Source organism: Blastococcus sp. SYSU D00868, from assembly GCF_054050575.1.
In genome coordinates, this window is sequence record NZ_JBJGZO010000042.1 from 1 (window position 1) to 23,870 (window position 23,870).

Here is a 23,870-nt window from a genome sequence, read left to right on the forward strand (position 1 = left end):
CGGCGGCCACGCGGCCCCCCCCGGCCCCCCCCCCGCCCCCGCCCCCCGCCCCGCCACCAACCCCCCCCCCCCCCCCCCCCCCCCCCCCCCCCCCCCCCCCGCCCCCCCCGCCGCTCAACGCGTGCCCGAGGGGGAGCGCGACGCCGAGGACGACCGACCCCAGCACGACACCGGCGAGGTCCCGTTGGGGATAGGAGCGGCTCCAGACGATCGCCGCGTCGGACCTGCCCTGGCGGACGGCCTCGAGGGCGTCGTCCCCGCGGGTGGAGCTCACCGACACCTCGACCCCGTCGATCGCCAGCGCGGCCTGCCGCAGCGGGCCGCCGAGGACGAGGTCGGCCATGGTGGCCACGCGCAGGGTCAGGTGCTCGCGGGACTCCGCTCCGGCGACCCGCACGTCGGCCACCGCCCGGTCCACCTCGGCCAGGACGATCCGGGCCCGCTCGACCAGGACGAGGCCGGCACGGGTCAACCGGGCCGCCTGCGGCGTCCGCTCGAACAACGGGACCCGCAGCTCCCGCTCCAGCGCACCGATCTGCTGCGAGAGCGACGGAGCGGCCATGTGGAGGCGTTGCGCTGCGCGACTGAAGCGACCTTCCTCGGCCACCGCCACGAAGTACCGGAGTTGGCGCAACTCCACAGTTCAGCGTACCGCCGAACACGTCCGTCCGGCCGGTCGTTGCGGTACCCGGATCCTCATGCGGCCAAGGTTTCCGGTCACGGGACCACGGTTGCGCCGCCGGTCGGGGCGGTATGGACAGCTCCAGCCCGGTGAGCCTCGTCCAGGCCCGCGGCCGCCCTCGGCGGCCCCGTCCGACCGCGCACCACCTGGATCGGTGAAGCGACATGACCGAGGCCCCGGCTCTCCGCATGGCGGCGATCGCCGCCACTCCGGGACGACTGCCTGACCGCGCCCAGGCGCTCCTCCACGAGCTGGGCCGGCACGTCCCCTTCGACGGCTCCTGGTTGGCGGTGGCCGACCCGCTGGGCGGCGGCTACTCCTCCGTGGCCAGCACCTCGCTGGACGAGAGCACGCTCCAGTACCTCAACGGTCCCGCGCACGCGGCGGACATCGAGATGACCGGGGCCCATCGCGCCCGCCGACCGCTGAGCCCGTCGGACCTCCCCTGTTCCGTGAAGGACCTGCCGACGTGGGCCGAGTGCCTCACCCCCGCCGGCTATCACGACGCCCTCTCCGTGGCACTGTTCGTGCCGGGGCAGCGCCACGTCGGGATCCTGGGCCTGCTCTCCGCCGGCATCGAGCCGCGGATGGAGACCATGCGGCACCGCTTGGCGCGACTCGCCCCGATCCTCGCCCGCGGCATCGACCCGATGCACTCGTTGGTCACCGCCGCACGCGTGGTCCGGGGTGCCGCGGCCGGCGTGGTGCTCTGCAGGAACGGGGGCACCGCGCCGTTCCCGGGTCTCGACGGGGACGCGCTGCTCGCGGCAGGCTCTCCCGTCCTGCGCGCCGCTCGCGCGGCCATCGGGAACGGCCAGGTGTACACGACCTTCCTGTGGCCGCGCGGTGGCCGGCACGCCCCGGACGGCCATGTCCGCGTGACGGTCCTGAGAAGCACGGACGACGTGTCCCGCGCGCTGTCGGGGATGGTGCTGCTCTCCCGGTCCGGCGACCTGCGGGGCCTCACGCCCAGGGAGCTGGAGGTCCTCGGGCTGGTGATCGAGGGGTGCTCGAACCAGGAGATCGCCCGGGCCCTCGTGGTGGCCCCGCGGACGGTCGCCGCGCACCTGGAGCACGTCCTGGTCAAGCTGGGGGCTCCCTCGAGGACGCTCGCCGCGGTGCGCGCCGAGCGGGCGGGTCTCTACGTCCCGGCGGAGAGGCTCGCGTGCGGCCGAGGCTGAACCCCTGGCGGAGGCTCACGCTGACAGCGCCGGCGGGACGTGGCGGCCCGGCCCGCGACACGCCGGGGGCCGGGATCGAAGCCGTCGTGATCGGCAGTTCTGCCGATCTCGGCCGGCGGCTCCCGTACCGACGGCGGGCCCGGGGTAGGCCTCCGGCATGGACAGCGGGAGCAACCCTCCGCAGGACGAGGCACCCGCGGCAGCGGCTGCCGACGAGGTCGGGATCCAGCTGCCGGACGACCCGCGAGTGCCCCAGCCCGACGACGCCGATCCGACGGTGAGCAAGGAACTGGGTGGCGCGGCGCCGGCGGTCGGCCCGGGGCGGTCGCGACAGGAAGCCGGGAGCCCAGGCACGGACGGGCCTCGGCCGGGCGCGGACGGCGACCGACCGGCCCCGTGACCGGCGGGCGAGATCGGTCGATCGACCGATGTCCACGCCCCCGCGACCGGTCCTAGCGTCTGGATCGCGGTCGCACGACGGAACCCTCGACCGGCGCCTGACGGGCCCCTGCCGCCCCGACCCCGGTGCAGGAAGCGACCACCCCCGGGCAGCTCGACGACGTCGTCTCCCGGCCGCCGCAGGAGTACCAGGAGCTGGTCGGGTCGACGGCCTGGCTCACCGCCCGGGCAGCGGGCGACACCGGAGCAGACAGCAGCAGTCAGGAGGAGCCCGGTGATCCAGTACGCGACGTTCGTCCAAGCCGTGGGAGCTCAGGCCGGCGCGACCGACACCGGCGAGGCCCGGCGGGCGGTGGAGGCCGTCGTCGCCGCCGTGGCCGCCTCGCTGGAGCAGTCCGACCGCGACCGGCTGGCCGCGGTGCTGCCCGGCTCCCTCCGGGGCGCCGCCGAGATCCGCGGCCCGGGTCTGCCCCCCGACAGCAGCGCCGCCCTGGTCTCCGCGGTGAGCGCCACGTCGGGGTGCCCGGCCGAGCGGGCCCGCTTCTACACCCGGGCGGTCCTTTCGACGCTGGCCGCCTCCGAGCCGGAGGTGGGCGACGTCCTCGCGAGGAGGCTGCCGGACGGTGAGGAGCTGATCTCACCCATCGACCAGGGCGTTCCCCCGCGCGGTTCCGGCGTGCCGATCGAGCTGACCCCGCGACTGCTCGAGCAGGACGAGATCGACCGCGCCCTCGCAGCCCTCGAGGGCTGGGAGGGCGACCAGCACCGGCTGCGGCGCACCGTCGTGCTGCCGCCCGAGCGCCACCGACCCCTGCGCGACGCCGTCGCCCGCGCCGAACGCGACATGACCCACCACGCCAGTGTCGAGGAACTGCAGGACACGGTCACCTTCGAGGTCTGGACGCACTCGCTCGACCGCGTGACCGACATGGACCTCGATCTCGCCCGGCGGATCGACGCGGCCGTCGCCGCGGTCGGGTCCGCCGGCTGACCCCACCGCCACCACCGACGACCGCGAGCAGGAAGGGCACCCACCGTGACCGCTCCGATCACCCCTGACGAGGTCCTGCGGTACCTGCAGGACGTCGACTACCCGGCCGGCAAGGAGGCGCTCGTCGCCGCCGCCGAGCGGGCCGGCGCACCCGAGGCGGTGGTCCGCAGCATCCGGGCCGTCCCTCCGGTCGAGTACCGCAGCCGTGCGGAGGTGGTGCGGTCGGTGGCCGTCGACCCCGGAGCCGGCCGCTCGGCGAGCCGGGCGGCCGAGCAGGCCCGCACCCGGGCCCCCAGCGGGGTCGCCGAGCACATGCGCGAGCCCCGGTAGCCCAGGGCACCGGCGACCTCCTCGCGCCGGCCGGGTCCCGGCCGCGCCCTTGTCCGGTCAGCCGTCCCGCGAGCCCGAGGAACTCGTGGAGCCCACTGCGTGATCACCGGTGTCGAACGATCTGGATGGAGGAGTTCTGTGAGCGAGTCAGAGCTGGAGGAGACCGGGACCGGACCGGCCGCCAAGCGCATCGGTCAGGCGCCGACGACCACCGACGTGACCGATCCGGAGCGGTCCTCGCGGAACACCGCCGCCGGCTCCGGGTCCGAGCCCGGCGAGGGCCCTGTACAGCCGGCCGCCGACGAGGGAGTGGACCCCTCGGCCAGCATCGAGCCCCACAACGAGGGCCTCGTCTGACCAGGCCTCGTCTGACCACGGCGGCCCCGCAGTCACCCTGACTGCGGGGCCGTCGCCTGCCCGGCCCAGGCCGGGGACCGACCTCGTGCGCTGAGGCAGCGGCCGGTCCTACAGCATGTCGAGCGGGACCTTGCCGGACGGCGGAGGGAAGAGCTGGTCGAGCCGGTCCAGCTCCTCCGGGCTGAGGCCGATCTCCAGCGCGGCGCTGTTCTCGATGACGCGCGCGCGGGTCGAGGCCTTGGCGACGGCGAACACGTCGGGCAGCCGCAGCACCCACGCGATGGCCAGCTGCGCCGTCGTGACCCCCTTCTCCGCGGCCAGGTCGCGGACGGCCGGGTGCTCGACGAGGCGGCCGTGGTCGATGGGCGAGTACGCCATCAGGGGCATGCGCCTGCCACGGCACCAGGGGATCAGGTCGTACTCGGGGCCGCGCCGGGCGAGGTTGTAGAGCACCTGGTCGGTCTGCACCCGGTTCCCGCCGGGGAGCCCCACCAACCGGTCGAGGTCCGGGACGTCGAGGTTGCTCACGCCCCAGGAACGGATGAGCCCACGGGAGGCCAGCGCCTCGAACGCGGCCACGGTCTCCTCGACCGGGACCCGGCCGCGCCAGTGCAGCAGGTACAGGTCCAGGCGGTCGGTGCCCAGCCGGCGCAGGCTCCGCTGGCAGGCGTCCACCGTGCCCTGGCGCGTGGCGTGGTGCGGCAGCACCTTGCTGACCAGGAAGACGTCGTCCCGCCGGCCGGCGATCGCCCTGCCGGCGAGCTCCTCGGCGGCGCCGTCGCCGTACATCTCGGCGGTGTCGACGAGCGTGAGGCCGAGGTCGATGCCCGCGCGCAGGGCGTCCAGCTGGACATCGTGCCCGTCGGGGTCCTCACCCAGGTACCAGGTGCCCATGCCGAGGGCCGGGACGGTGGTGCCGTCGGGCAGGGAGACGGTGCGCCCGGTGACTGCGGACATGCGAGCCACCTCCAGAGCAGTTCACGGACGCCGTCGTCCCACACCGGGTCCACCCCACGTCACGCGGGGCGGACCCGGGCGGGCGCGGCCTCGAGAACCACTCAGTGCAGCGGGCGCTGCCCGTCGGACCCCGTGAGCGCGAGCGACTTCGCCACGCTCCGGGCGCCGGTGTAGACGGCTCCGGCCGCGGCGATCCACGGGCCACCGACGATCACCGGGTCCATCCACTGGTGCTTCACGTCGGCCCGGTTCTGGCCGAACCGCGACGAGATGCCGTGGTGGGTGAACTCGGCCTTCACCCCGGTCTCGGTGATCGGGTTGTCCGGGCGGAGGGTGAGGAAGGACTTCAGGTGGTGCTCCCATGCGTCCACCCGGTCGGCGGCGATGAGCAGCAGCCAGTGCGCCGTGCGGCCCTCGCTGTACGTGTAGGCGTAGCGGCGGATGGCACCGGCGATGCCCGACGGCGGCTGGGCGGTGCCGAAGACCGGGGTGAGCATCCCGTGCTCGACCGAGCGCTCCCGTGGGTACTTCTCCGGCTGCCGCTCCGGGAACTCCCAGTGCGCACCGGTGAAGTCCTCCTGGAACTGCAGCTTCGGCACCGATGGGCGGTCCCTGGGATCGAGGTCGACGCCCCAGCCCGGGATGCGCGCGCGCAGTTGCTCGGGCGACTCGGCGATCGGGGGCTTGTGCGGGGTGTAGGTCATCGGGTTCTCCTGTCGCTCACGCCGCGGTCGGGACGACGAGGGGCTTGATGATCCCGTCGAGCTTGGCCGAGAAGATGTGGTAGCCCTCGGCGATGTGCTCGAGGGGCACGCGGTGGGTGACCAGCTCGCTGGGCTTGAGGTAGCCGTTGCGCACGTGCTCGAACAGCCGCGGCCACTGCCGCTTGACCGGAGCCTGGTTGGTGTGGATCGTCAGCCCCTTGTTCATCGCGTCGCCGAACTTGACGGCGCTGAACAGCGGGCCGTAGGCGCCCATCACCGAGATGGTCGCGCCCTTGCGGACGGAGTCGATCGCCCAGTTCAGTGCCACCGGGGAGCCGCCCTGCAGCTTGAGCTTGGACGAGGTGACGTGCTGGAGGAAGTTGCCGTCCGCCTCGGCGCCCACGCAGTCGATGGCGACGTCGGCCCCGAGCCAGTCGGTCGTCTTCTTCATCTCCAGGACGATGTCGCCGTACTCGGTGAAGTTGTAGGTCTCGGCATGGGCGAAGGTGCGGGCCTTCTCCAGCCGGTGCTCCAGGTGGTCGATGACGATGACCCGGCCGGCGCCCATCAGCCAGGCCGACTTCGCCGCCACGAGTCCGACCGGTCCGGCGCCGAAGACGACGACGACGTCACCCTCGACGATGTCGCCGAGCTGCGCGCCGAAGTAGCCGGTCGCCGTGGCGTCGGTGAGCAGGACCGCGTCCTCGTCGGCCATCCAGTCCGGGATCTTGGACGGGCCGACGTCGGCGAACGGCACCCGGACGAACTCGGCCTGACCGCCGTCGTACCCGCCGGTCGTTTGCGAGTAGCCGTAGATGCCGCCGACGGCAGTGGCGTTCGGGTTGACGTTGTGGCAGTTCGAGTACAGACCTCGCGCGCAGTACCAGCAGGTGCCGCAGAAGATGTTGAACGGCACCATCACCCGGTCGCCGACGGAGAGGTTCCGCACGGAGGACCCCACCTCGTCGACCACGCCGATGAACTCGTGGCCGAACGTGTGACCGATCCGGGTGTCCGGCATCATGCCGTGGTATAGGTGCAGGTCGGAGCCGCAGATCGCGGCGAGCTGCACCCGGACGATGGCGTCGTTGGGATGCTCGATCTTCGGCCGGGGCTTCTCCTCCATCCTGACCTTGTACGGGCCGCGGTACACCATCGCTCGCATCGGATCCCCTCCTGGGGCGTGGGCCCCGGGGCTCGTGAGGCACCACGGGGCGCCCAGCGGCCGGCTGTGCTCACCGGCCCTTCGACTGTGCGCCGGGTGCCCGAGCGGAGCCACTCCACATCCGGGCCCGCCGCGTGGCTCGGCCGGAAGATCGGCAGATCTGCCGATGCCGGCGCCCCGGGCACGGGCCTCCAGCGACCGCCCTCCCTGACGCGCTTCCCGAGCGGCCGGAGATCGGCGGCGCGTCAGTTCCCCGAGGACGCGTGTCCGGCCGGTGGGTGCGGGTACCCCGCTCACCGCCGAGCAGCCGGCCAGGTGAGACGCACCGCCGTGGCGCCCCGATCGCAGCCCCGCCCCCGGCGGGCAGTCCGTCATCGCGCGCCATCGGGCGACAGGGAGGCCACATGCCCAGCAGACGACGACTCGACGGCCGCAGGCTCGCTGCCCTGGTGGCCGACGGCTTCGAGAAGGTCGAGCTGATCGTCCCGCTGCGAGCGCTGCAGAAGGCCGGCGCCGAGGTGGACGTCGTGTCCCTGCGTCGCGGACGGATCCGCGGGGTGAACCTGCACATGCCGGCCAGCCGGGTCCGCGTGGACAGGACGATCGACCAGGCCGACCCCGGCGCCTACGACGGCCTGCTGCTACCGGGTGGGTTCATCAACCCCGACCTCCTCCGGCAGTCCGCCCAGGCACGGGAGTTCGTCCGCGCGTTCGCCGCGAGCGACAAGCCCATCGCGACGCTCTGCCACGGGCCGTGGGTGCTCGCCTCCGCGGGCCTGGTGGGCGGACGGACCCTCACCTCCTGGCCCGGGATCCGCGACGACCTGGTGAACGCCGGTGCCACCTGGCTCGACCAGGAGCTCGTCCGGGACGGGAACCTGATCACCAGCAGAGGGCCCCAGGACATGGCGGCCTTCGTCCCCGGGATCCTCGATGCCTTCGCGACGACGTCGCCGGAGCCGGCGACGGCAGCACCGCGCCGTGAGTCCGACCCTCAGCGGGACGCGCCCGTCGGCTGGGCCATCGCCGCGCTGCGGTGGTCGCCGAAACCGTCGGCCGCCGCGGTGCTGGGGATCGCTGTGGCCGCTGCCGCCCAGCGCGCCCTGAGTGCCCCGGCCGGGCAGACGTGGAGGAGCCGGGCGGGGGGTCGTGCCCGGTGATGCCCGCGCCCGCGCCCGGAGGGTCGGATAGCCGACGCCTCCGACCTCCTCGATTTCTCGTCACGGCCATCGGGCCTGGAGCGGCGATCGTGCGGTAGATATGTGCACGGTCCGGTATCGGGAACGGCGAGACGAGCCGTCTGCCTCCCCGACGCCGCGACCCGGGAGAGCAGATGGCCGACGTGCCTGCCCTCGAGCTGGCCGAGGTCGCCGCCTCCAGCGGCCCCCTCCCCGAACGTTCGCAGGGGATGCTCGAGGCGCTCCGCCGCCTCGTGCCGTTCGACGCCGCATGGCTGGCCGTCACCGATCCCATGAGGACCAGCTACACGTGCGCGGGGAGCACCGCCCTCGACGAGCACACACTGCAGTACCTCAGCGGTCCCCGGATGGCCCACGACATCGAGGTGGCCCACGCTGACCGGGCCCGCCCTCCACTGAGCCCCTCCGACCTGCCCTACCCGGCCGCAGACCTGCCGACATGGGCCGAGTGCTTCATCCCCGCCGGCTTGCACGAGGCCCTGGGCGTCGTCCTGTTCGACCGGGGAGGGCGCCACGTCGGACACCTGGCGCTGCTCTACGGCAGCAAGGAGCCACCGTCCCCGGTCGCACGGCGCCGGTTGCAGCAGCTCACCCCCGTCCTGGCGCACGGGCTCGACCCGTTGCGCTCGCTCGCCGCCGCAGCCCAGCTGGTGCGGGGGGCGACCGCCGGTGCGGTGCTGTGCCGGGACAGCGGGTCCCTGACCCTGCCCGGCCTCGACGGCGACGCACTGCTCGCCGAGGCGTCCCCCGTCGTCGCCATCGCCCGGTCCCACATCGACGACGGCCAGGTCTTCACGTCCTTCCTCTGGCCGCGTGGCGGCCGCCACGCCCCGGACGGGCACGTCCGGGTGACCGTCCTGGCCGGTACCGACGAGGCGCCGGCGAGCGTGCTGGGAACGGTGGTCCTGTCACCCGTCGCCGACCTCCGCGGGCTGACGCCGCGCGAGCTCGAGGTGCTCGGGTTGCTGATCGACGGGTGTTCCAATCAACAGATCGCCCGCGCGCTGGTCGTGGCCCCGCGGACCGTGGCAGCGCACCTGGAGCACATCCTCGCCAAGCTCGACGCGCCCACGAGGACACTCGCCGCGGTGCGGGCCGAGCGCGAAGGCCTCTACGTGCCCCCCTCCTCGTCACCCTGCCACCCGTCAATGGGGCGTTCTGCCGATTGAGGCCGGCTGTCGGCATCGGTTCCATGAGAGGACGGTCGGTCCGCGAGGTCCGCGGGGAGGCCGGTCCGTACGAGCACGTCGGCCACACCAGGGGGAGGCCATGATCGGGTACGAGCCGCCCGCCCAGGCGGCCCGGCCGCGGGCCTGCCGCGCATGAACAGGCTGCGGCTCCTGCACTCCGCCCGCACCAGCCTGTGGCTGCTGCCGATCGGCTGTCTCGCCGCGGGCATCCTCCTCGCCGTCACGACCCTCGCCGTGGACCGGGCGACGGAGTACCGGCTCGTCCCGCAGAGCCTGACCGGGACGCCGTCCGACGCCCAGACGATCCTGTCGTCGTTCGCCACCGCCATGGTGTCGATGACCACCCTCGTCCTGACGGTCACCCTGGTCGCGGTCCAGCTGGCGATGGGGCAGTTCTCGCCCCGCATCGTGGGGGCGCTGCTCAACGACCGGTGGAACCAGCTGGCGATCGGGCTCTTCGGCGCCAGCTTCCTGGTCGCGGTGCTGACCCTCCGCGAGATCCGCGGCTCCGACACGGGCACGGTCCCCGGCCTGTCGATGCTGCTGTCCTACGTCCTGATGCTGGCCAGCATCGTGGCGCTCGTCCTGTTCGTGCACCACGCCGGCCAGGGGCTGCGGGTCGCCGGGCTGATCGACCTCGTCGGGGACCGGAGCCGCGAGTTCATCGTCCGCGAGCACGGGGACTCGCCGGTCGTCACCGGCGGCAGGGACGAGATCGTCGCCGCGCGCCCCGGCAACCTGATCCGCGTCGACCGCCGCGCCCTGGTGGTCGCGGCCCAGCGGGAGGACTGCGTGCTGGAGCTGGTCCCGGTCGTCGGGGACTTCGTCGTCGGCGGCGCGCCGCTGTTCCGTGTGCATCCGGGCACCCGGTCGACGGCGGGCCCGGACCGGAACCCGGCCGCCCGGCTCCTGACCGCCGATCTCACCCGCCACGTCCTGCTCGGTGGGGAGCGCGGGCACACCGAGGACCTCGCCTACGGGTTCCGCAAGCTGGTCGACATCGCCGTGCGGTCGATCGCCCAGCCGTTCAACGACCCGACGACGGCCGTCCAGGCGCTCCACCGGCTCCACGACCTGCTGCGCCAGATCGCCGCGCGTCCCCTGCCCTGCGGGGAGCACCGCGACGACGACGGCGCGGTGCGCCTGGTCGAGCGGACCGTCAGCTGGGACGGCTACGTCCGGCTGGCCTTCGACGAGATCCGCCTGGCCGGGGCGTCGGAGCCGCAGGTGACCCGGAAGCTGTGCGCGGCCCTGACCGACCTCAAGGGCGTGGCACCAGCCGACCGGCAGGAACCGCTGGACCGCCAGCTCCGGCTGTTGACCGCCGCCGTCCGACGGGCCTACGACGACGAGGACGACGTCCGCGCAGCGCTCACCCCGGACACCGAGGGCATCGGATCGGGGGCCGACGTCACGGTCCCGCCACGGGCCCGGTCGGCGGTCCGGTCGTACTGAGCCGGGCCGGGTGCCGCCCACGACCCCATGCGCACGACGGCGGACCTCCACGGCCACGTCGTGTGGCCCCGGCCGGCGATGCGGTGAACCGGGTCAGCAGCTCGCTCTCGTGAGGCGCACCTGCGACCGGAGACGACACAGGGCGCCCTCCCGGAGGAGGACGCCCTGTGTCGAACGGGTGGAGCTGAGGGGACTCGAACCCCTGACCCCCACACTGCCAGTGTGGTGCGCTACCAGCTGCGCCACAGCCCCGTTCCGACCCCGGGGCCGTGCCCCTGAGCCGTCCGCAACTGTACATCCCCCGTCGGGGACCTCCGCGGAGGGGGTCGGGCGCGCCGACGCGTCAGGCCTGCTTCAGCTGCGCGATCCGCAGGTGGTTGCCGAAGGGGTCGCGCAGGCCGAAGTCGATGCCGTAGGGCTGGTCGACCGGCTCCTCGGTGATCTCCACGCCCCTGGACCTGAGCTCGGCGTGGGTCGTGTAGGCGTCGTCACAGGCGAGGAAGAGGTGTCCGCCGGCCACGCCCTTGCTGATCGCCTGGCGCACCTCGGCGGCGGTCTCCTCGCTCATCGACGGCGGCCCGGGCTTCTCGAGCAGGACCTGGCGGTCCGGCTGGCCGGGCGGCACGACGGTGAGCCACCGCATGGGGCCGAACTGCATGTCGCTGTGCACGCGGAAGCCGAGCTTGCCGACGTAGAAGTCGAGCGCGGCGTCCTGGTCGGGGACGTAGATCTGGCTGATGGTGATCCCGGTCAACATGCCGACGACGCTAGGGGCCCTCACTCCCCCGGTGCTTCTCCGAAACTGCTCGGTCGCAGCCACGCCATGGCGAAGCAGGACGGCGCCGCCGGCAGCGGCCCGCGCCGCCGGTGCGCGCTCGGCGACTCCCCCACCACCTCGCGGAACACCCGGCTGAAGGTGCCCAGGCTGCTGAAGCCGACCGCCATGCAGACGTCGGTCACGCTCTGCTCGGTCGTCCGCAGCAGGAACATGGCCCGCTCGACCCGCCGCCGCTGCAGGTACCGGTGCGGGGTCTCCCCGAAGGTGCCGCGGAAGGTGCGGATGAAGTGCGCCTCCGACACGTGCGCGATCGCGGCCAGCGTGGGGACGTCGAGCGGTTCGGCGTAGGCGCGGTCCATCGCGTCCCGGGCGCGCAGCATCCGCCGGTTGGTGTCCTCGACGGCGCTGCCCACGCCCGCATCCCAGCAGAGCGGCGCGCGGGAGCAGTGTCCCGGGACCGGCCACACCGCCGGCCGGCGTGGCCGGTCGAGGGGCAACGCCCGCCCGGGCCCGGCGCGGCCGCCGGGCGGTCAGCCGACCTGCACGCCCCGCTCGGCCAGCCAGTCGACCGGGTCGATCCGCTCGTCGTCCATCCCGCCCTGGTGCACCTCGAAGTGCAGGTGCGGGCCGGTCGACTGCCCGCGGTTGCCCAGCAGCGCGATGGTGTCGCCGGCGTCCACGTAGTCGCCGACCTCGACCAGGATCTCGTCCATGTGGCCGTAGACGGTGACGTCGCCGTTCTCGTGCAGGACGTACACGGCCAGGCCGAAGCCGCTGGCCGCACCGGCCCGCAGCACCACGCCGTCGGCGGCGGCGTACTCCGGGGTGCGCATCGGCGCGGCCAGGTCGATGCCGTAGTGGAAGGTGCCCCACCGGGAGCCGAAGCCGCTGGTGAAGCGGGCGTTCGCGACCGGCAGCACGGTCTTGGGGCGGGCCGCCTCGGCCGCTGCCGCGGCGGCGGCCGCCTCGGCCTCGGCGCGGGCGGCGCGGGTGGCGGTGACCTCCTGCAGCCGCGCCTGGGCCTCGGCCTCCGTGATGGAGGCCATCGGCATGAGCTCCTCCTGCGCCTCCTCCACGATGCCCAGGTCCTGCTGGGCGGCGAGCACGCCGGTCGCCTCCGCGGCGGCCTCCGGCGGGCTCTGCAGCCCCAGGACGGCGGCGCCCATGCCCCCGGCGAGCAGCGCCCCCAGCAGCGCGGACGGGCGGCGGGCGCGCAGCCCCCGGCGGGCCGGGACGGCGCGGTGCGACCCGGTGCCGGGGCCGTCCGTGGGATCGCTCGCACGGGAGGTGCTGCGCATGTACCTGCCTGCTCCGTGGGGGAGAGCCCGGGTGGGCCGGCTCGCTGGCCCGGCGATCCAAACACTGCGTGACCGTTCCGTGACCCCCTACTCGGCGTGTTCGTCACGACACGCCGCGTGTGACGTCCCACACGCCCCACCCGTCCCGGGCCGGGAACGGTCCCGGCCCGTCTCGGTCCGGTCACGGCACGCCCGACAGCGGAACCCCCGCGGCCGGTGCGGAGTTTGACCCTCCGCCGGGACGGGCATGGACGCTCTCCCGGCGTGGAGCCAACGCGCCGGTCCGACCTCCCACGTCGGGCCGACGCCTCGCGGTGGTCGAGGAACCGATCCTCGCCCCCGGGTGGACAGCGGCTCCGCCGTGACCCGATGATCAGCGTTCCCCGCTGATCCGTCGTGCGCGACCACCGCACACGACGACCCGCCTGCGGGACCCGCCGACCGGTGGACCCACCTGGAGGTCATCGCACCGACGACAGTGAAGGAACGGATGCCGCATGACGACGCCGGAGCGCTCCCCCGGCTCGCCGGCCCCCGCCGGCCCTGCCCCCTGCCCCGCCCCGGCAGTCGCCTCCATCCGTCCGCTCTCCGATCGGACCCTGCTGTTCCACGGTGAGCACCTGTCCGTCCCCACCTACGACCGCGCTGCGCTGACCCCCGCGGTGGTGCACCTGAGCGTCGGCGGCTTCCACCGCGCGCACCAGCTCACCTACTTCGACGACCTCGCCCAGCTGGGCATCTCCACCGGCTGGGGCGTCGTCGGCGTCGGCCTGCGGCACCGCTACATGCAGGAGGCGCTGGCGCCCCAGGACCACCTGTACACGGTGGTCGAGCGCAGCCCGGACGGCGAGCGGGCCCGCGTGGTGGGCGTGATGGTCGACTACCTCTTCGCCCCCGACGACCCCGAGGCGGTCCTCGACCGGCTCACCGACCCGCGCACCCGGATGGTCACCATGACCATCACCACGGCGGGCTACCCGCTCGACCCGCACACCGGCGCGTTCGACCCGTCCGCTCCGGACCTGCAGCGCGACCTCGCCGACCCCACCCGGCCGTGCACGACGTTCGGCTACCTCGTCGAGGCGCTGGACCGCCGGCGGCGGGCCGGCACCGCCCCGTTCACCGTCGTGTCCTGCGACAACATGCACCGCAACGGCGACGCCACCCGCGCGGCCGTCGTCGGCCTGGCCCGGCAGCGCGACGAGGTGCTCGCCCGGTGGATCACCGACCGGGTCGGCTTCCCGAGCAGCATGGTCGACCGGATCACCCCGCAGACCACCGACGAGGAGCGCGCCGCGGTCGCCCGCCGGTACGGCGTCGACGACCGCTGGCCGGTCATCACCGAGCCGTTCGCGCAGTGGTTCATCGAGGACGACTTCCGCTCCGGCCGCCCGCCGCTGGACGCCGTCGGGGTGCGCTTCGTCCCCGACGTGGCGCCCTACGAGCTGATGAAGACCCGGCTGCTCAACGCCAGCCACTCCGCGCTGGGCTACCTGGGCACCCTCGCCGGGCACCTGCGGATCGACGAGCTGATGGGCGAGGAGCTGTTCGCCGCCTACACCGCCCGGTTGATGGACGTCGAGGTCACGCCCCTGCTGCCCGCGCCCGACGGCGTGGACCTCGGCGAGTACAAGGCCGTGCTGCTGCAGCGCTTCGCGAACCCGGCGATCGGCGACCGGCTGCACCGCCTGTGCCGGCGCGGCTCCACCAAGGTCGCCCACCACCTCCTGCCCTCGCTGCGCGAGTCGCTCGCGGCCGGCCGCCGGCCGCCGCTGCTGACGCTGGCCGTGGCGGGCTGGATCCGCTACCTGCAGCTGCACGACACGGTGGAGGACGACCTCGGCCCCCAGCTGCAGGCCCTCGCGCGGGCCGGCGGCACCGACCCCCGCCCCGTGCTCGCCGTGCGCCCCGTGTTCGGCGACCTGGTCGAGCACCCCGGCCTGGTCGCCGACCTGGAGGCCGCGCTCGAGGACCTCACCCGCGACGGCGTGCGCCGCACGGTGGCGGCGGCCCTGACCCGCTCCTCGGTGGCCACCCGATGACCGCCGCCTCCCCGCCGGCCGCGGCCGGCACCGGCACCACGCTGCCCGAGGACGTCGTCGCCGGGCTGCGCGCGCTGCTCTGCGACGCCGACGGCAACCTCTTCCCCAGCGAGGAGCCGGCGTTCGAGGCCTCCGCCGAGGTCACCAACCGGTTCCTCGCCGAGCTCGGCTCCCCGCAGCGGTTCACCGCCGAGGAGCTGCGCCTGGCCACCACCGGCATGAACTTCCGGACGACGTCGCGGCGACTGGCGGCCGAGGCCGGGCAGCCCGACGTCGACGTCGAGCCGTGGGTGGCCGAGGAGAAGCGGGCCGTCACCGCCCACCTCGGCGCGGTGCTGCGGCCGCACGAGGAGACGACCGCGGCCGTCACCGCGCTGGCCCGCCACCTGCGACCGGCCGTGGTCAGCTCCAGCGCGCTCACCCGGCTCGACGCCTGCTTCCGCGCGACCGGCCTGGCGCAGCTGCTGCCCGCCGAGATGCGCTTCAGCGCCGAGGACTCGCTCCCGGTGCCCACGAGCAAGCCCGACCCGGCGGTCTACCTCCACGCCTGCGAGCAGCTGGGCGTCGACCCGGCCGCGGGCCTGGCGGTCGAGGACTCGGTGGCCGGCGCGCTGTCGGCCGTCCGCGCCGGCTGCCCCACGGTCGGCAACCTGCTGTTCGTCCCCGCCGGCGAGCGGGAGGACCGCGCCGCCGCCCTGCGCGAGGCCGGGGTGCTGGCGGTCGTCGGCTCCTGGCGCGAGCTCGCCGACCTGCTGCTGCCGGTGCTCACCCGCCGCGACGGCGGCGCCGACCCGACGGGAGGACCCCGGTGAACATCGTCTACGTCAGCTTCCGCGGCCACTTCTCCGACAGCCCGCGCGCGCTGTACGAGGAACTGGTCCGCCGCGGGGTGGACGCCGACACCACCTGGCTGTCGGCGCCGCACACCCAGGCCTCCTTCCCGGACGACGTCCGCACCGTCGAGTTCGGCAGCCCCGAGTCGATCGCCGCCCTCGAGGGCGCCGACCTCGTCGTCTCCAACGACCACATCCCGCTGGACTGGGAGAAGGCCCCGGGGGCGACGTACCTGCAGACCTGGCACGGCACGCCGCTCAAGCGGATCCACAACGACGTCCTCTGGGCGCCCGAGGGCCGGCTGGCCTACCTCGAGCACGACATCGCGCGGTGGGACCACCTGCTCTCGCCGAACCCGGCCAGCACGCCGCGCTTCCGCAAGGCGTTCGGCTACGAGGGCCCGGTGCACGAGACCGGCTACCCCCGCAACGACGTGCTGAGCAGCCCCGACCGGGAGCGGATCCGCGCGCAGGTGCGCGCCGACCTCGGCCTGCGCGACGGGCAGACCGCCGTCCTGTACACCCCGACGTGGCGCGACGACCTGGTCTTCAACAAGACCGGTCCGCAGGACTTCGAGTTCGCCATCGACCTCGAGGACTTCTCCGCGCGGCTGGGCGAGGACCACGTGCTGCTGCTGCGGCTGCACAACATGGTCATGGACCGGCTGGAGATCGCCGAGGGCTCGGCCGTCCGGGACGTCTGCGGCCACCCCGACATCCGCGACCTCTACCTGGCCGCCGACGTCCTGGTCACCGACTACTCGTCGACGATGTTCGACTTCGCGGTCACCGGCAAGCCGATCCTCTACCTGACCTACGACCTCGAGTACTTCCAGAACGAGCTGCGGGGCTTCTACTTCGACCTCGCCGAGGTCGCCCCCACCCCGCTGCTGCGCAGCAGCGCCGAGCTGGTGGACGCGCTGGCCGACCTGGACGCCGTCACGGCGGCCGCCACGGACCGCTACGCCCGCTTCCGCGAGACCTTCTGCTCCCTGGAGGACGGGCACGCCACCGAGCGCGTCCTCGACCTGCTCTTCCCGGCGGACACCGTGTCCGCCGGTTCCGCCACGACCCGAGGAGGGGACGACAGTGCGCATCGCTGACCGCGCTCTCGACGCCGGACAGGCCACCGGCCTGCTGGGACTCGCCCGCTCCGCCAGTACGCGACTCCCCGCCCCCGTCCCGGTCCAGGTGGTCATCCTGGCCGCCGGGATGGGCACCCGGCTGGGCCGCCCGCACCCCAAGCCGCTGACCCCGCTGCACGACGGGCGCAGCATCCTGCAGCGCCAGCTGGACACGCTGCGCGCCGTGTTCGGGCCCGCGGTCGACGTGACCGTCGTCGTCGGGTTCAAGGCCAAGCGGATCATGCGGGCGGTGCCCGAGGTCCGGTTCGCCTACAACCCGGACTACGCCAGGACCAACACCTCGCAGAGCCTGCTGCGCGCGCTGCGCGCCACCCGGGAGGGCGGGGTGCTGTGGCTCAACGGCGACGTCGTGTTCGACCCGGCGGTGCTCGAGGCCGCCCTGCCGTGCGTGCAGGCCGACCAGAGCTTCGTCTGCGTCGACACCTCCACCGTCGCCGACGAGGAGGTCAAGTACACCCTCGACGCCGACGGCTGCATCGCCGAGCTGTCCAAGACGGTGACCGGCGGCCTCGGCGAGGCCGTCGGCATCAACTTCGTCTCCTCGGCGGACAAGGCGGTGCTCATCGAGCACCTCGCCGCCTGCGCCGCGCAGGACTACTTCGAGCGCGGCATCGAGACGGCGATCGGCGCGGAGGGTCTGCGCTTCCGGCCGGTGGACATCAGCCGGTTCCCCGCCGTCGAGGTCGACTTCGAGACCGACCTCGAGCGGGCCAACGAGCTGTTCTCCGACCGGGCGCGGCTGCACCCGGTGCCCGAGACCGCCTGACGCGTCCTCCCCCACCGCGCGGCGTCCTCCCCCACCCCAGCGCGTCCTCCCTCACCGCACACCGTGAGGGAGGACGCGCCACGATCAGGTCAGCTGATCCCGGCCGCGGTGGGGCGGCCCGCCTCCCGGAACCGGCGCACCGCGGCGATGCCGCCGCCCACCAGCCCCGCGCCCAGCCCGAGCAGCAGCGCCACCACGACCCGGGCCAGCAGGTCCGGGCCGGCGGACAGCACGTGCGCGCTCCACATCACGTCGACGTCGGGCAGGCCCTGCACCAGCAGCAGCCAGCCGAGGACGACGGCGCACAGCCCCGCCATCGCCCCGCGCCCACGCCACGCCGCCCGCGCGCCGAGGACGGCGACGAGCACCGCGGCGAGCGCCGGCAGCAGCGCCGAGGCGATCGCGCCGGCGTGCGAGCCGAGGCTGACCGGGGGCGCCGGGGTGCTCAGCGCGTGCGCGAGCGCGGCCGCACCGCCGACGAGCATCGCGGCACCGAGCGGCCGCGCGTCGCGGGCCAGCAGGCCGGCGGCCAGCGCGAGGGCGGCCAGCGCGAGGTGGGCGGGCCACACCACCCACGGCGACGGCGGCGGGCTCCAGGTGAGCTCGCCGGCCACCTCGACGTCCGTGCCGCCGTGGGTCATCGGCACCACCCAGCTGGAGACGACGTGCGCGCGGTCGGGATCGGCCGCCACCCGCGGCGGCAGCTGGCCCTCGCTCATCCAGTGGGTGCGGTGGTCGTGCCAGACGTACTGCGACTGCGTGGAGACCTGCACCCACTCCGGTTCGGCGTCGGCGTCGGCGGTGTCGGGCACGTCGGCGCGGCCGTAGCGGTCGAGGTTGAGGTAGGTGGCCGGGCTGCGGCTGTTGCGCCACACGCCGTCCGGGCCGATCCGCAGGTACGGCTCGTCGCTGTAGCCGGGCACCTCGACGCCGGTGCCGGTGGTGTTGACCACCTCGAACTCGTCGCCGAACTGCAGCACCCGCACCGTCACGCCGGGCACCTCCGGGGTGACCGAGGTGACCCGCCCGTCGAAGTCGCTGCCGGCGACGTCGCCGCCGACGTGGGCGACGGCCGGCCCGGCGAGCGCGAGCACGGCGACGATCCCCGCCAGGAGCACCAGGAGGCGGGCCGGGGTCCGCGGCACCGGCTACTCCCCCGTGACCTTCTCGAGGTCCCCGGCGATGTCGGCGGCGGTGTTGCCGCCGTCGAAGGCCACCCGCGCCCGGTCGTCCGCGCCGTAGAGCAGCAGCAGGGTCGAGTGCAGCCGGCCCTGCTCCTCGGCCAGCGGCACGCCCGCCGCCAGCTGCGCCCGGTCGATGGCGCCCTGGTCGCCGGTCAGCCCGACGAAGGACACCGGCAGGTCGGCGTCGAACCGGCCCAGGTACTCGGCCAGCACCGGCGGGGTGTCGGTCGCCGGGTCGGTGGTCACAAAGACCATCTGCACCTGCTCGGCCACCGCCGGGTCCAGGCGGCGCAGGGCGAGGGCGACGTCGGCCATCGTGGTCGGGCAGATGTCCGGGCAGTTCGTGTAGCCGAAGAACAGCAGCGTCGGGCGGCCCGCGGTCCGCTCGGCGAAGTCGTAGGCCGCGCCGGTGGTGTCGGTGAGGGTGAACGACGGCCGCTGGTAGGGGTCGGGCAGGTCCAGGCCGGCGTACTCGTCGTCGGGGCCCTCCACCGCGACCCCGCCGGAGTGCTCGTGCCCGCCGGAGGAGGACGGTGCCGCGGAGGGGCCGTCGTCGGCGTCCGCCGCCGAGCACGCCCCCAGCAGCAGGCCGGCGGCGAGCAGCGCGGCGGGCAGGCGACGGGCGGAGCGGGTCACGAGGACACGGTACGTCGGCCCGCGCGGTACCCGAGGACGACGCCCGCGATGCCGGTGAGCAGCGCCAGGACGGCCAGGAAGAGGGCCAGGCCGGTGGCGTCGTCGCCGTCCGACGTCCCCGCGTCCTGCCCGCCGGTCGTGCCGGTGCCCGGTGCCGGCTCCGCGCCGCCCGACCCGAGCGTGAGCACCGGGGCGGGGCGCTCGGGCTCGTCCTGGCCCTCGACGGTCGGCTCGATCCAGGCGGTCTCGGTGCCGTCGCTGTAGGTCTGCACGGCGGGCAGCACCAGCGTGGCGGCGTCGGGCAGCGGGCCGGCCGAGATCGAGAACTCCTGGAACTGCCCGGGCGCGATGCCGCCGCCCGGCTCGGCCCGCCACTCGAGCGAGGACACGTAGGAGGTGACCGTCTCCCCCTCGGCCTGCACCGGCTCGGGCAGCTCCGAGCGGGTCGCCGTCACCGTCCACCCCGGCACCGGCTGGGTGCTGACGAACGCCATCGGCGTCTCCGCCGGCAGCTGCACCCGCAGCGACACGGTGCTGGCCGTGTCGCTCTCGTTCGGCACCCGGAACGTGAGCTTGCCGAAGCCGCCCGGCGAGGCGTCGGCCGAGGAGACGGTCACGTGGGCCGAGGCGGGACCCGCCGCGACGACGGACGCCGCCAGCGCGGCGACCGCCGCGAGCAGGACGGCCGCCAGGCGGGCGAACGGGCGCGGCACGGTGGAGGGCACGGTTCTCCTGTCGGACGGGGGTGGGGACGCTCAGCGGACCGGGAAGTCGGTGCTGGCGGTGGTGGCGGTGAACTCGTCGAGGCGGACCGAGACGGCCAGCGTCCAGGTGCCGGCCGACGGGATGACCGTCTCCTCGCCGACGTAGTGCCCGGGGCCGGCGGGCTCCAGGTCGACGGTCAGCGGCCCGATCTCCTGCTCCGGCTCCGTCAGGGTGACCCGGATGTCCTCGGGCTGGACCAGCGCGCCGTCGGAGTCGAAGAGGTAGACGTGCAGCAGGTTCGCGCCGGGGCTCGCCGGGTCCAGGGAGATCTGCACGGACCCGTCCTCGCCGGTGGCCGACTGCAGCGGCACGGTGACGTCGACCGGCTCGGACACGGTCGCGCGGGCCGGCGGGGTGCCGACGAGCACTGCCGACAGCGCGAGCACGGCGACGCCGAGGGCGAGCTCGACGAGCACCGACCGCCGCAGCACGCCCCGCTCGGCGGCCGCGCCGGCGGCCAGCCCCTCCTCGCGGGCGGCGGCGGCGCTGACCACCTCCGGCGCGGGCTCCGGCTCCGCCGCCGCGTCGGGGCCGGCGGTGGCGGCGAACGCGTGGGCGGTCACCCGCCGCGAGGGGCGGGCGCGGCGGATGCCGAGCCGCTGCTGCACCCACACCCGGGAGACCCCCGCGGCCGCGAGGACCAGCAGCACGAGGGCCAGCTTGGCCAGCAGCACCCGCCCGTAGCCGGTGGTGAACAGCGCCTCCGGGGAGCCGACCTCGCGCACGGCCTGCACCACGCCGGAGACCACGAGGACGCTCACCGAGACCGCGGCCAGCCGGGAGAACCGCGGGACCACCGCGGCCATCTCGGCGGCGGGCACCCCGTCGCGCAGAACGGCGGCCGGCAGCACGACCAGGCCGCCGAGCCACAGCGCCATCGCCGCGACGTGCGCGGTGGCGGCGAGGACGGCGATCGCCGGGTACGGCCCGGCGATCGGGTGGCCGACCGCGGCGGTGGTGACGACCAGCCCGGTGGCCAGCACCGCGCCGAGCACCAGCCCCTGCGCCGCGGGCACCTGCCCGCGGCGCAGCCACGGGAGCAGCAGCAGCGCGAGGCCGGCGGTGAGCGCCAGCCGGGCCAGCAGCGCCACCCCGAGCTCGGAGCCGAGCGTCGCGGACAGCAGCGCCGGGTCGAACGCCGAGCCCGGTCCGGCGGCGGCCGCGTACGGCCCCTGGAGCAGGAACGTCAGCACCGCGCCGACGGCGATGGCCGCGAGCCCCGCGGCGGTGAGCCGGCGCAGCGGTGCCGAGCCCCACCCGGCCGGCCAGCACAGCGCGGCGAACGCCGGGACGCCGACGGCCAGGGCCAGGCCGGCGAAGCCCGTCCAGCGGGCCGCCGGCAGCCCGGCGGCGACCACCGGGTCGGTGTCGTCGGCGGCGCCGGCCACCGACGCGTCCACCAGCGAGCCCTCGCCGACCGCGAAGGAGAACGAGCCGGAGATGGGGTGCGAGTCGGCGGAGATGACCCGGTAGGTGACCAGGTAGCCGTCCTCGCCCAGGTCGCCGCGCAGCGCGACGCTGACGGTGCGGTCCTCCACCTCGGCGTCGCCGTCGTCGACGCGCTCGCCGGAGGAGTTCAGCACCCGCAGGTACCCGGCGCCCAGGGAGACGCCCTCGCTGAAGTCCAGCGACACCCGCTCGGGGACGGCGGACAGCCGCGCACCCTCCCCCGGGTCGGTCCCGACGAGCTCGGCGTGCGCGGCCGCGGGACCGGCGGTGACGACGCCGGCCAGCAGCCAGCCGGCCAGCAGCAGCAGGACGGCGGCGGGGCGACGGCGGCGGCCCGCGGCGGGCGCGGCGGTCATGCGGGCACCCGCTCGGAGGCGACCGCGTGCACCGTGCGCCGGCGGCCCCGCCACGCGGTCGCGCCGACCAGGGCGACCCCGGCCAGCAGCAGCAGGTGGGCGACCGCCCGGTCGGCGTGCACGTGGCCGGCCGCGAGGTCGCGCACGGTCAGGACGGTGAGCAGCACGGTGAACGTGCCGAGGAAGGGCAGCGTGCCGGCCGCCAGGCGCGGGGCGGCCACCACCGCGAGGAAGGCGGCACCGGCGGCGAGGTTCCACGCGCCGGTCTCGTGCGCCATGTGCACCGGCGCGCTCATCGACGCCGTCCCGCCGACCAGGGCCGGCCAGGCCAGCAGCGCCTGGGCGGCGCCGACGGCCAGCAGCGCCAGCCGCAGGGCGGAGGTGGTCAGGCGGGCCCGGGCCGCCGCCGCGCCGCCGGGCAGCCGGGGCGGCAGCGCGGCCAGGACGGCGGAGGTGAGGTCGGGCACCGGCGGGGCGGGGGCCAGCCGCGCCCGGCGGGTGACCGCCGAGGCGTCGGCCAGCCAGGACGCGCACGCGCGGCACCCGTCCAGGTGCGCGTCGAGCTCGGCGACGGGCATCCCGGGCGACTCGCCGTCGAGCCGCGCGGAGGCCGCCTCACGGAATCCGGGACACTGCATGGGGAGATAGTCGTCGACCGCGCCCCCGGAGTTCCCCCAAACATCGGGGATGTCCGCCGGATCGGCGCGCCGGAGAGGATCGACACGTGGACGACCTGGAGCGGTACGCGGCCGCCGCCGTGGAGGGCGACGCCCTCGCCGCCGCCGCCCTGGTGCGGGCCACCCAGTCCGACGTGTGGCGGCTGTGCGCGGCCCTGGTCGACCGGGCCGCCGCCGACGACCTGACCCAGGAGACCTACCTGCGGGCGTTCGCGTCGCTGCACCGCTTCGAGGGCCGCTCCACGCTGCGCACCTGGCTGCTGTCGATCGCCCGCCGGGCGTGCGCCGACGCCCTGCGGTCGCGCCGCCGCCGGCGGCTGACCCTGGTCTCCGACGACGCCGTCCTGGAGGCGCTGGAGGGCCCGGGCGGCGGCACCGCCGACGGCGTCGGCGAGAGCGCCGTGGTCGGCGACCTGCTGGCGCGCCTGTCGGCGGAGCGCCGGGAGGCCTTCGTCCTCACCCAGCTGCTGGGTCTGCCCTACGCCGAGGCGGCCGAGGTGGCCGGCTGCCCGATCGGCACCATCCGGTCGCGGGTGGCCCGGGCGCGCGAGGACCTGGTGGCCGCGGTCACCGAGCGGGAGGACGACGCGGCGCGCGGATGACGGCACGGTGAACGGCCGGGAAACGGGGCACCTAAGCTGCCGGACGGCCGCGCGCCCCGACCCCAGCCCGGGGCGGACGTGCGGAGACCCACTGCCGACCGGAGCGACGCGTGCCCTTCAGCCTCACGCCCAAGGACTCGAGCTTCTACCCGCTGTTCACCGCCTCGGCGGAGAACCTGGTGGCCGCCACCGACGTCCTGAGCGACTTCATCCACGACCACGCCCGCCGCGACGAGCTCGCCGCGCAGCTCCGGGAGCTCGAGCACGCCGGTGACCAGGCGACGCACGCGATCTTCCGGCAGCTGAACTCCAGCTTCGTGACGCCGTTCGACCGCGACGACATCTACAACCTGGCCAGCGACCTCGACGACGTCATGGACTTCGTCGAGGCCGCCGCGGACCTGGTGGTCCTCACCGGGCTGGGCACCCTGCCCGCGGAGATGCACCAGCAGACGGCGCTGCTGCAGCGGGCGGCGCAGACCACCGCCGAGGCGATGCCGCGGCTGCGCACCATGAAGGACCTCTCCGACTACTGGATCGAGGTCAACCGGATCGAGAACGAGGCCGACAAGCTCTACCGCCGGCTGCTCTCCCGGCTCTACAGCGGCGAGTTCGACGCCCTGGAGATCCTCAAGCTGAAGGAGGTCGCCGACCAGCTCGAGGAGGCCGCCGACGCCTTCGAGCACGTGGCCAACGTGGTCGAGACGATCACGGTCAAGGAGTCCTAGG

The 23,870-nt window shown here is 74.8% G+C and carries 25 protein-coding genes and 1 tRNA gene; 13 read left to right on the top strand and 13 right to left on the bottom strand.

Annotated elements, in window-relative coordinates:
- Positions 1–640 (bottom strand): LysR family transcriptional regulator (locus tag ACI79F_RS22715; protein ID WP_456578951.1); only part of this gene is annotated, 640 nt, incomplete at its 3' end.
- Between the two features lie 206 nt (positions 641–846).
- Here ACI79F_RS22715 and ACI79F_RS22720 point away from each other — a divergent pair.
- The 4 genes from ACI79F_RS22720 to ACI79F_RS22735 all read left to right on the top strand — a co-directional run bounded on the left by ACI79F_RS22720 (position 847) and on the right by ACI79F_RS22735 (position 3,940).
- The gene (locus ACI79F_RS22720; protein WP_456544460.1) at positions 847–1,863 is read left to right on the top strand and encodes a response regulator transcription factor; all 1,017 of its coding nucleotides are present in this window, start codon (positions 847–849) and stop codon (positions 1,861–1,863) included.
- A gap of 673 nt (positions 1,864–2,536) precedes the next feature.
- Positions 2,537–3,253 carry a DUF2267 domain-containing protein gene (locus ACI79F_RS22725; protein WP_456544459.1) on the top strand — a complete coding sequence of 239 codons (717 nt, stop codon included), beginning with the start codon at positions 2,537–2,539 and terminating at the stop codon, positions 3,251–3,253.
- A gap of 45 nt (positions 3,254–3,298) precedes the next feature.
- Complete coding sequence (locus tag ACI79F_RS22730; protein ID WP_456544458.1) at positions 3,299–3,583, top strand: DUF2795 domain-containing protein; 285 nt, start codon at positions 3,299–3,301, stop codon at positions 3,581–3,583.
- Positions 3,584–3,721: 138 nt separating this feature from the next.
- Positions 3,722–3,940, top strand: coding sequence for a hypothetical protein (locus tag ACI79F_RS22735; RefSeq protein ID WP_179718024.1), 219 nt, complete (start codon positions 3,722–3,724; stop codon positions 3,938–3,940).
- 108 nt (positions 3,941–4,048) lie between these two features.
- Here the strand turns inward: ACI79F_RS22735 and ACI79F_RS22740 are convergent, their stop codons facing one another.
- The 3 genes from ACI79F_RS22740 to ACI79F_RS22750 all read right to left on the bottom strand — a co-directional run bounded on the left by ACI79F_RS22740 (position 4,049) and on the right by ACI79F_RS22750 (position 6,766).
- The gene (locus ACI79F_RS22740) at positions 4,049–4,897 is read right to left on the bottom strand and encodes an aldo/keto reductase (RefSeq protein ID WP_456544457.1); all 849 of its coding nucleotides are present in this window, start codon (positions 4,895–4,897) and stop codon (positions 4,049–4,051) included.
- A 101-nt stretch (positions 4,898–4,998) separates the two neighbouring features.
- The gene (locus ACI79F_RS22745) at positions 4,999–5,601 is read right to left on the bottom strand and encodes a hypothetical protein (protein ID WP_456544456.1); all 603 of its coding nucleotides are present in this window, start codon (positions 5,599–5,601) and stop codon (positions 4,999–5,001) included.
- Between the two features lie 16 nt (positions 5,602–5,617).
- Complete coding sequence (locus ACI79F_RS22750; RefSeq protein WP_456544455.1) at positions 5,618–6,766, bottom strand: zinc-dependent alcohol dehydrogenase; 1,149 nt, start codon at positions 6,764–6,766, stop codon at positions 5,618–5,620.
- 404 nt (positions 6,767–7,170) lie between these two features.
- On the opposite strand from ACI79F_RS22750, the gene ACI79F_RS22755 reads away from it, so the two are divergent.
- The 3 genes from ACI79F_RS22755 to ACI79F_RS22765 all read left to right on the top strand — a co-directional run bounded on the left by ACI79F_RS22755 (position 7,171) and on the right by ACI79F_RS22765 (position 10,610).
- Positions 7,171–7,926, top strand: a complete 756-nt coding sequence (locus tag ACI79F_RS22755; protein WP_456544454.1) for a type 1 glutamine amidotransferase domain-containing protein — start codon at positions 7,171–7,173, stop codon at positions 7,924–7,926.
- Between the two features lie 173 nt (positions 7,927–8,099).
- Entirely contained in the window at positions 8,100–9,134 is a 1,035-nt protein-coding gene (locus ACI79F_RS22760) for a response regulator transcription factor (protein ID WP_456544453.1), read from the top strand.
- Between the two features lie 153 nt (positions 9,135–9,287).
- Complete coding sequence (locus tag ACI79F_RS22765; RefSeq protein ID WP_456544452.1) at positions 9,288–10,610, top strand: DUF2254 domain-containing protein; 1,323 nt, start codon at positions 9,288–9,290, stop codon at positions 10,608–10,610.
- A gap of 179 nt (positions 10,611–10,789) precedes the next feature.
- On the opposite strand, the gene ACI79F_RS22770 is transcribed toward ACI79F_RS22765, so the two are convergent.
- From ACI79F_RS22770 to ACI79F_RS22785, 4 genes are all read right to left on the bottom strand, one after another.
- Positions 10,790–10,862, bottom strand: a tRNA-Ala gene (locus ACI79F_RS22770).
- A 91-nt stretch (positions 10,863–10,953) separates the two neighbouring features.
- Positions 10,954–11,367 (bottom strand): VOC family protein, encoded by a 414-nt coding sequence (locus ACI79F_RS22775; protein ID WP_456544451.1) that lies wholly within the window; start codon positions 11,365–11,367, stop codon positions 10,954–10,956.
- 20 nt (positions 11,368–11,387) lie between these two features.
- Positions 11,388–11,801 (bottom strand): helix-turn-helix domain-containing protein, encoded by a 414-nt coding sequence (locus ACI79F_RS22780; protein ID WP_456544450.1) that lies wholly within the window; start codon positions 11,799–11,801, stop codon positions 11,388–11,390.
- 117 nt (positions 11,802–11,918) lie between these two features.
- Positions 11,919–12,686: a M23 family metallopeptidase gene (locus ACI79F_RS22785; RefSeq protein ID WP_456544449.1), complete on the bottom strand. Its 768-nt coding sequence runs from the start codon at positions 12,684–12,686 to the stop codon at positions 11,919–11,921.
- 497 nt (positions 12,687–13,183) lie between these two features.
- On the opposite strand from ACI79F_RS22785, the gene ACI79F_RS22790 reads away from it, so the two are divergent.
- From ACI79F_RS22790 to ACI79F_RS22805, 4 genes are read left to right on the top strand one after another with little or no spacing between them, the layout of a single operon-like run.
- Entirely contained in the window at positions 13,184–14,728 is a 1,545-nt protein-coding gene (locus ACI79F_RS22790; RefSeq protein ID WP_456544448.1) for a mannitol dehydrogenase family protein, read from the top strand.
- Positions 14,725–15,540 (top strand): HAD family hydrolase, encoded by an 816-nt coding sequence (locus ACI79F_RS22795; protein ID WP_456544447.1) that lies wholly within the window; start codon positions 14,725–14,727, stop codon positions 15,538–15,540. Before ACI79F_RS22790 ends, ACI79F_RS22795 begins: the two co-directional genes overlap by 4 nt.
- Positions 15,537–16,664 (top strand): CDP-glycerol glycerophosphotransferase family protein, encoded by a 1,128-nt coding sequence (locus ACI79F_RS22800; protein WP_456544446.1) that lies wholly within the window; start codon positions 15,537–15,539, stop codon positions 16,662–16,664. The genes ACI79F_RS22795 and ACI79F_RS22800 overlap by 4 nt, the downstream gene beginning before the upstream one ends.
- Positions 16,651–17,472, top strand: a complete 822-nt coding sequence (locus ACI79F_RS22805) for a phosphocholine cytidylyltransferase family protein (RefSeq protein WP_456544445.1) — start codon at positions 16,651–16,653, stop codon at positions 17,470–17,472. The genes ACI79F_RS22800 and ACI79F_RS22805 overlap by 14 nt, the downstream gene beginning before the upstream one ends.
- Positions 17,473–17,561: 89 nt before the next feature.
- On the opposite strand, the gene ACI79F_RS22810 is transcribed toward ACI79F_RS22805, so the two are convergent.
- From ACI79F_RS22810 to ACI79F_RS22830, 5 genes are read right to left on the bottom strand one after another with little or no spacing between them, the layout of a single operon-like run.
- Positions 17,562–18,617: a hypothetical protein gene (locus tag ACI79F_RS22810; protein ID WP_456546784.1), complete on the bottom strand. Its 1,056-nt coding sequence runs from the start codon at positions 18,615–18,617 to the stop codon at positions 17,562–17,564.
- 3 nt (positions 18,618–18,620) lie between these two features.
- A complete protein-coding gene (locus ACI79F_RS22815) occupies positions 18,621–19,292 on the bottom strand; it encodes an SCO family protein (protein WP_456546783.1) in 672 nt (223 codons plus the stop codon).
- Complete coding sequence (locus ACI79F_RS22820; RefSeq protein WP_456546782.1) at positions 19,289–20,017, bottom strand: YcnI family copper-binding membrane protein; 729 nt, start codon at positions 20,015–20,017, stop codon at positions 19,289–19,291. Before ACI79F_RS22820 ends, ACI79F_RS22815 begins: the two co-directional genes overlap by 4 nt.
- A 30-nt stretch (positions 20,018–20,047) precedes the next feature.
- Positions 20,048–21,862 carry a copper resistance CopC/CopD family protein gene (locus ACI79F_RS22825; protein WP_456546781.1) on the bottom strand — a complete coding sequence of 605 codons (1,815 nt, stop codon included), beginning with the start codon at positions 21,860–21,862 and terminating at the stop codon, positions 20,048–20,050.
- A complete protein-coding gene (locus tag ACI79F_RS22830; protein WP_456546780.1) occupies positions 21,859–22,500 on the bottom strand; it encodes a zf-HC2 domain-containing protein in 642 nt (213 codons plus the stop codon). The genes ACI79F_RS22825 and ACI79F_RS22830 overlap by 4 nt, the downstream gene beginning before the upstream one ends.
- Positions 22,501–22,586: 86 nt before the next feature.
- Here ACI79F_RS22830 and ACI79F_RS22835 point away from each other — a divergent pair, with 86 nt between their 5' ends.
- Together ACI79F_RS22835 and ACI79F_RS22840 are read left to right on the top strand one after the other, a co-directional pair.
- On the top strand, positions 22,587–23,141 hold the full coding sequence (locus ACI79F_RS22835) for a sigma-70 family RNA polymerase sigma factor (RefSeq protein WP_456546779.1): 555 nt from the start codon (positions 22,587–22,589) through the stop codon (positions 23,139–23,141).
- A gap of 110 nt (positions 23,142–23,251) precedes the next feature.
- Positions 23,252–23,869: a DUF47 domain-containing protein gene (locus ACI79F_RS22840; protein ID WP_456546778.1), complete on the top strand. Its 618-nt coding sequence runs from the start codon at positions 23,252–23,254 to the stop codon at positions 23,867–23,869.
- The last annotated feature ends 1 nt before the right edge of the window (position 23,870 follow it).

Bases quoted from the DNA above. Each gene is read 5' to 3' on its own strand.
- ACI79F_RS22720 (WP_456544460.1), top strand. From the start codon at position 847: ATGACCGAGGCCCCGGCTCTCCGCATGGCGGCGATCGCCGCCACTCCG.
- ACI79F_RS22740 (WP_456544457.1), bottom strand. From the start codon at position 4,897: ATGTCCGCAGTCACCGGGCGCACCGTCTCCCTGCCCGACGGCACCACC.
- ACI79F_RS22745 (WP_456544456.1), bottom strand. From the start codon at position 5,601: ATGACCTACACCCCGCACAAGCCCCCGATCGCCGAGTCGCCCGAGCAA.
- ACI79F_RS22750 (WP_456544455.1), bottom strand. From the start codon at position 6,766: ATGCGAGCGATGGTGTACCGCGGCCCGTACAAGGTCAGGATGGAGGAG.
- ACI79F_RS22755 (WP_456544454.1), top strand. From the start codon at position 7,171: ATGCCCAGCAGACGACGACTCGACGGCCGCAGGCTCGCTGCCCTGGTG.
- ACI79F_RS22760 (WP_456544453.1), top strand. From the start codon at position 8,100: ATGGCCGACGTGCCTGCCCTCGAGCTGGCCGAGGTCGCCGCCTCCAGC.
- ACI79F_RS22765 (WP_456544452.1), top strand. From the start codon at position 9,288: ATGAACAGGCTGCGGCTCCTGCACTCCGCCCGCACCAGCCTGTGGCTG.
- ACI79F_RS22775 (WP_456544451.1), bottom strand. From the start codon at position 11,367: ATGTTGACCGGGATCACCATCAGCCAGATCTACGTCCCCGACCAGGAC.
- ACI79F_RS22785 (WP_456544449.1), bottom strand. From the start codon at position 12,686: ATGCGCAGCACCTCCCGTGCGAGCGATCCCACGGACGGCCCCGGCACC.
- ACI79F_RS22790 (WP_456544448.1), top strand. From the start codon at position 13,184: ATGACGACGCCGGAGCGCTCCCCCGGCTCGCCGGCCCCCGCCGGCCCT.
- ACI79F_RS22795 (WP_456544447.1), top strand. From the start codon at position 14,725: ATGACCGCCGCCTCCCCGCCGGCCGCGGCCGGCACCGGCACCACGCTG.
- ACI79F_RS22825 (WP_456546781.1), bottom strand. From the start codon at position 21,862: ATGACCGCCGCGCCCGCCGCGGGCCGCCGCCGTCGCCCCGCCGCCGTC.
- ACI79F_RS22830 (WP_456546780.1), bottom strand. From the start codon at position 22,500: ATGCAGTGTCCCGGATTCCGTGAGGCGGCCTCCGCGCGGCTCGACGGC.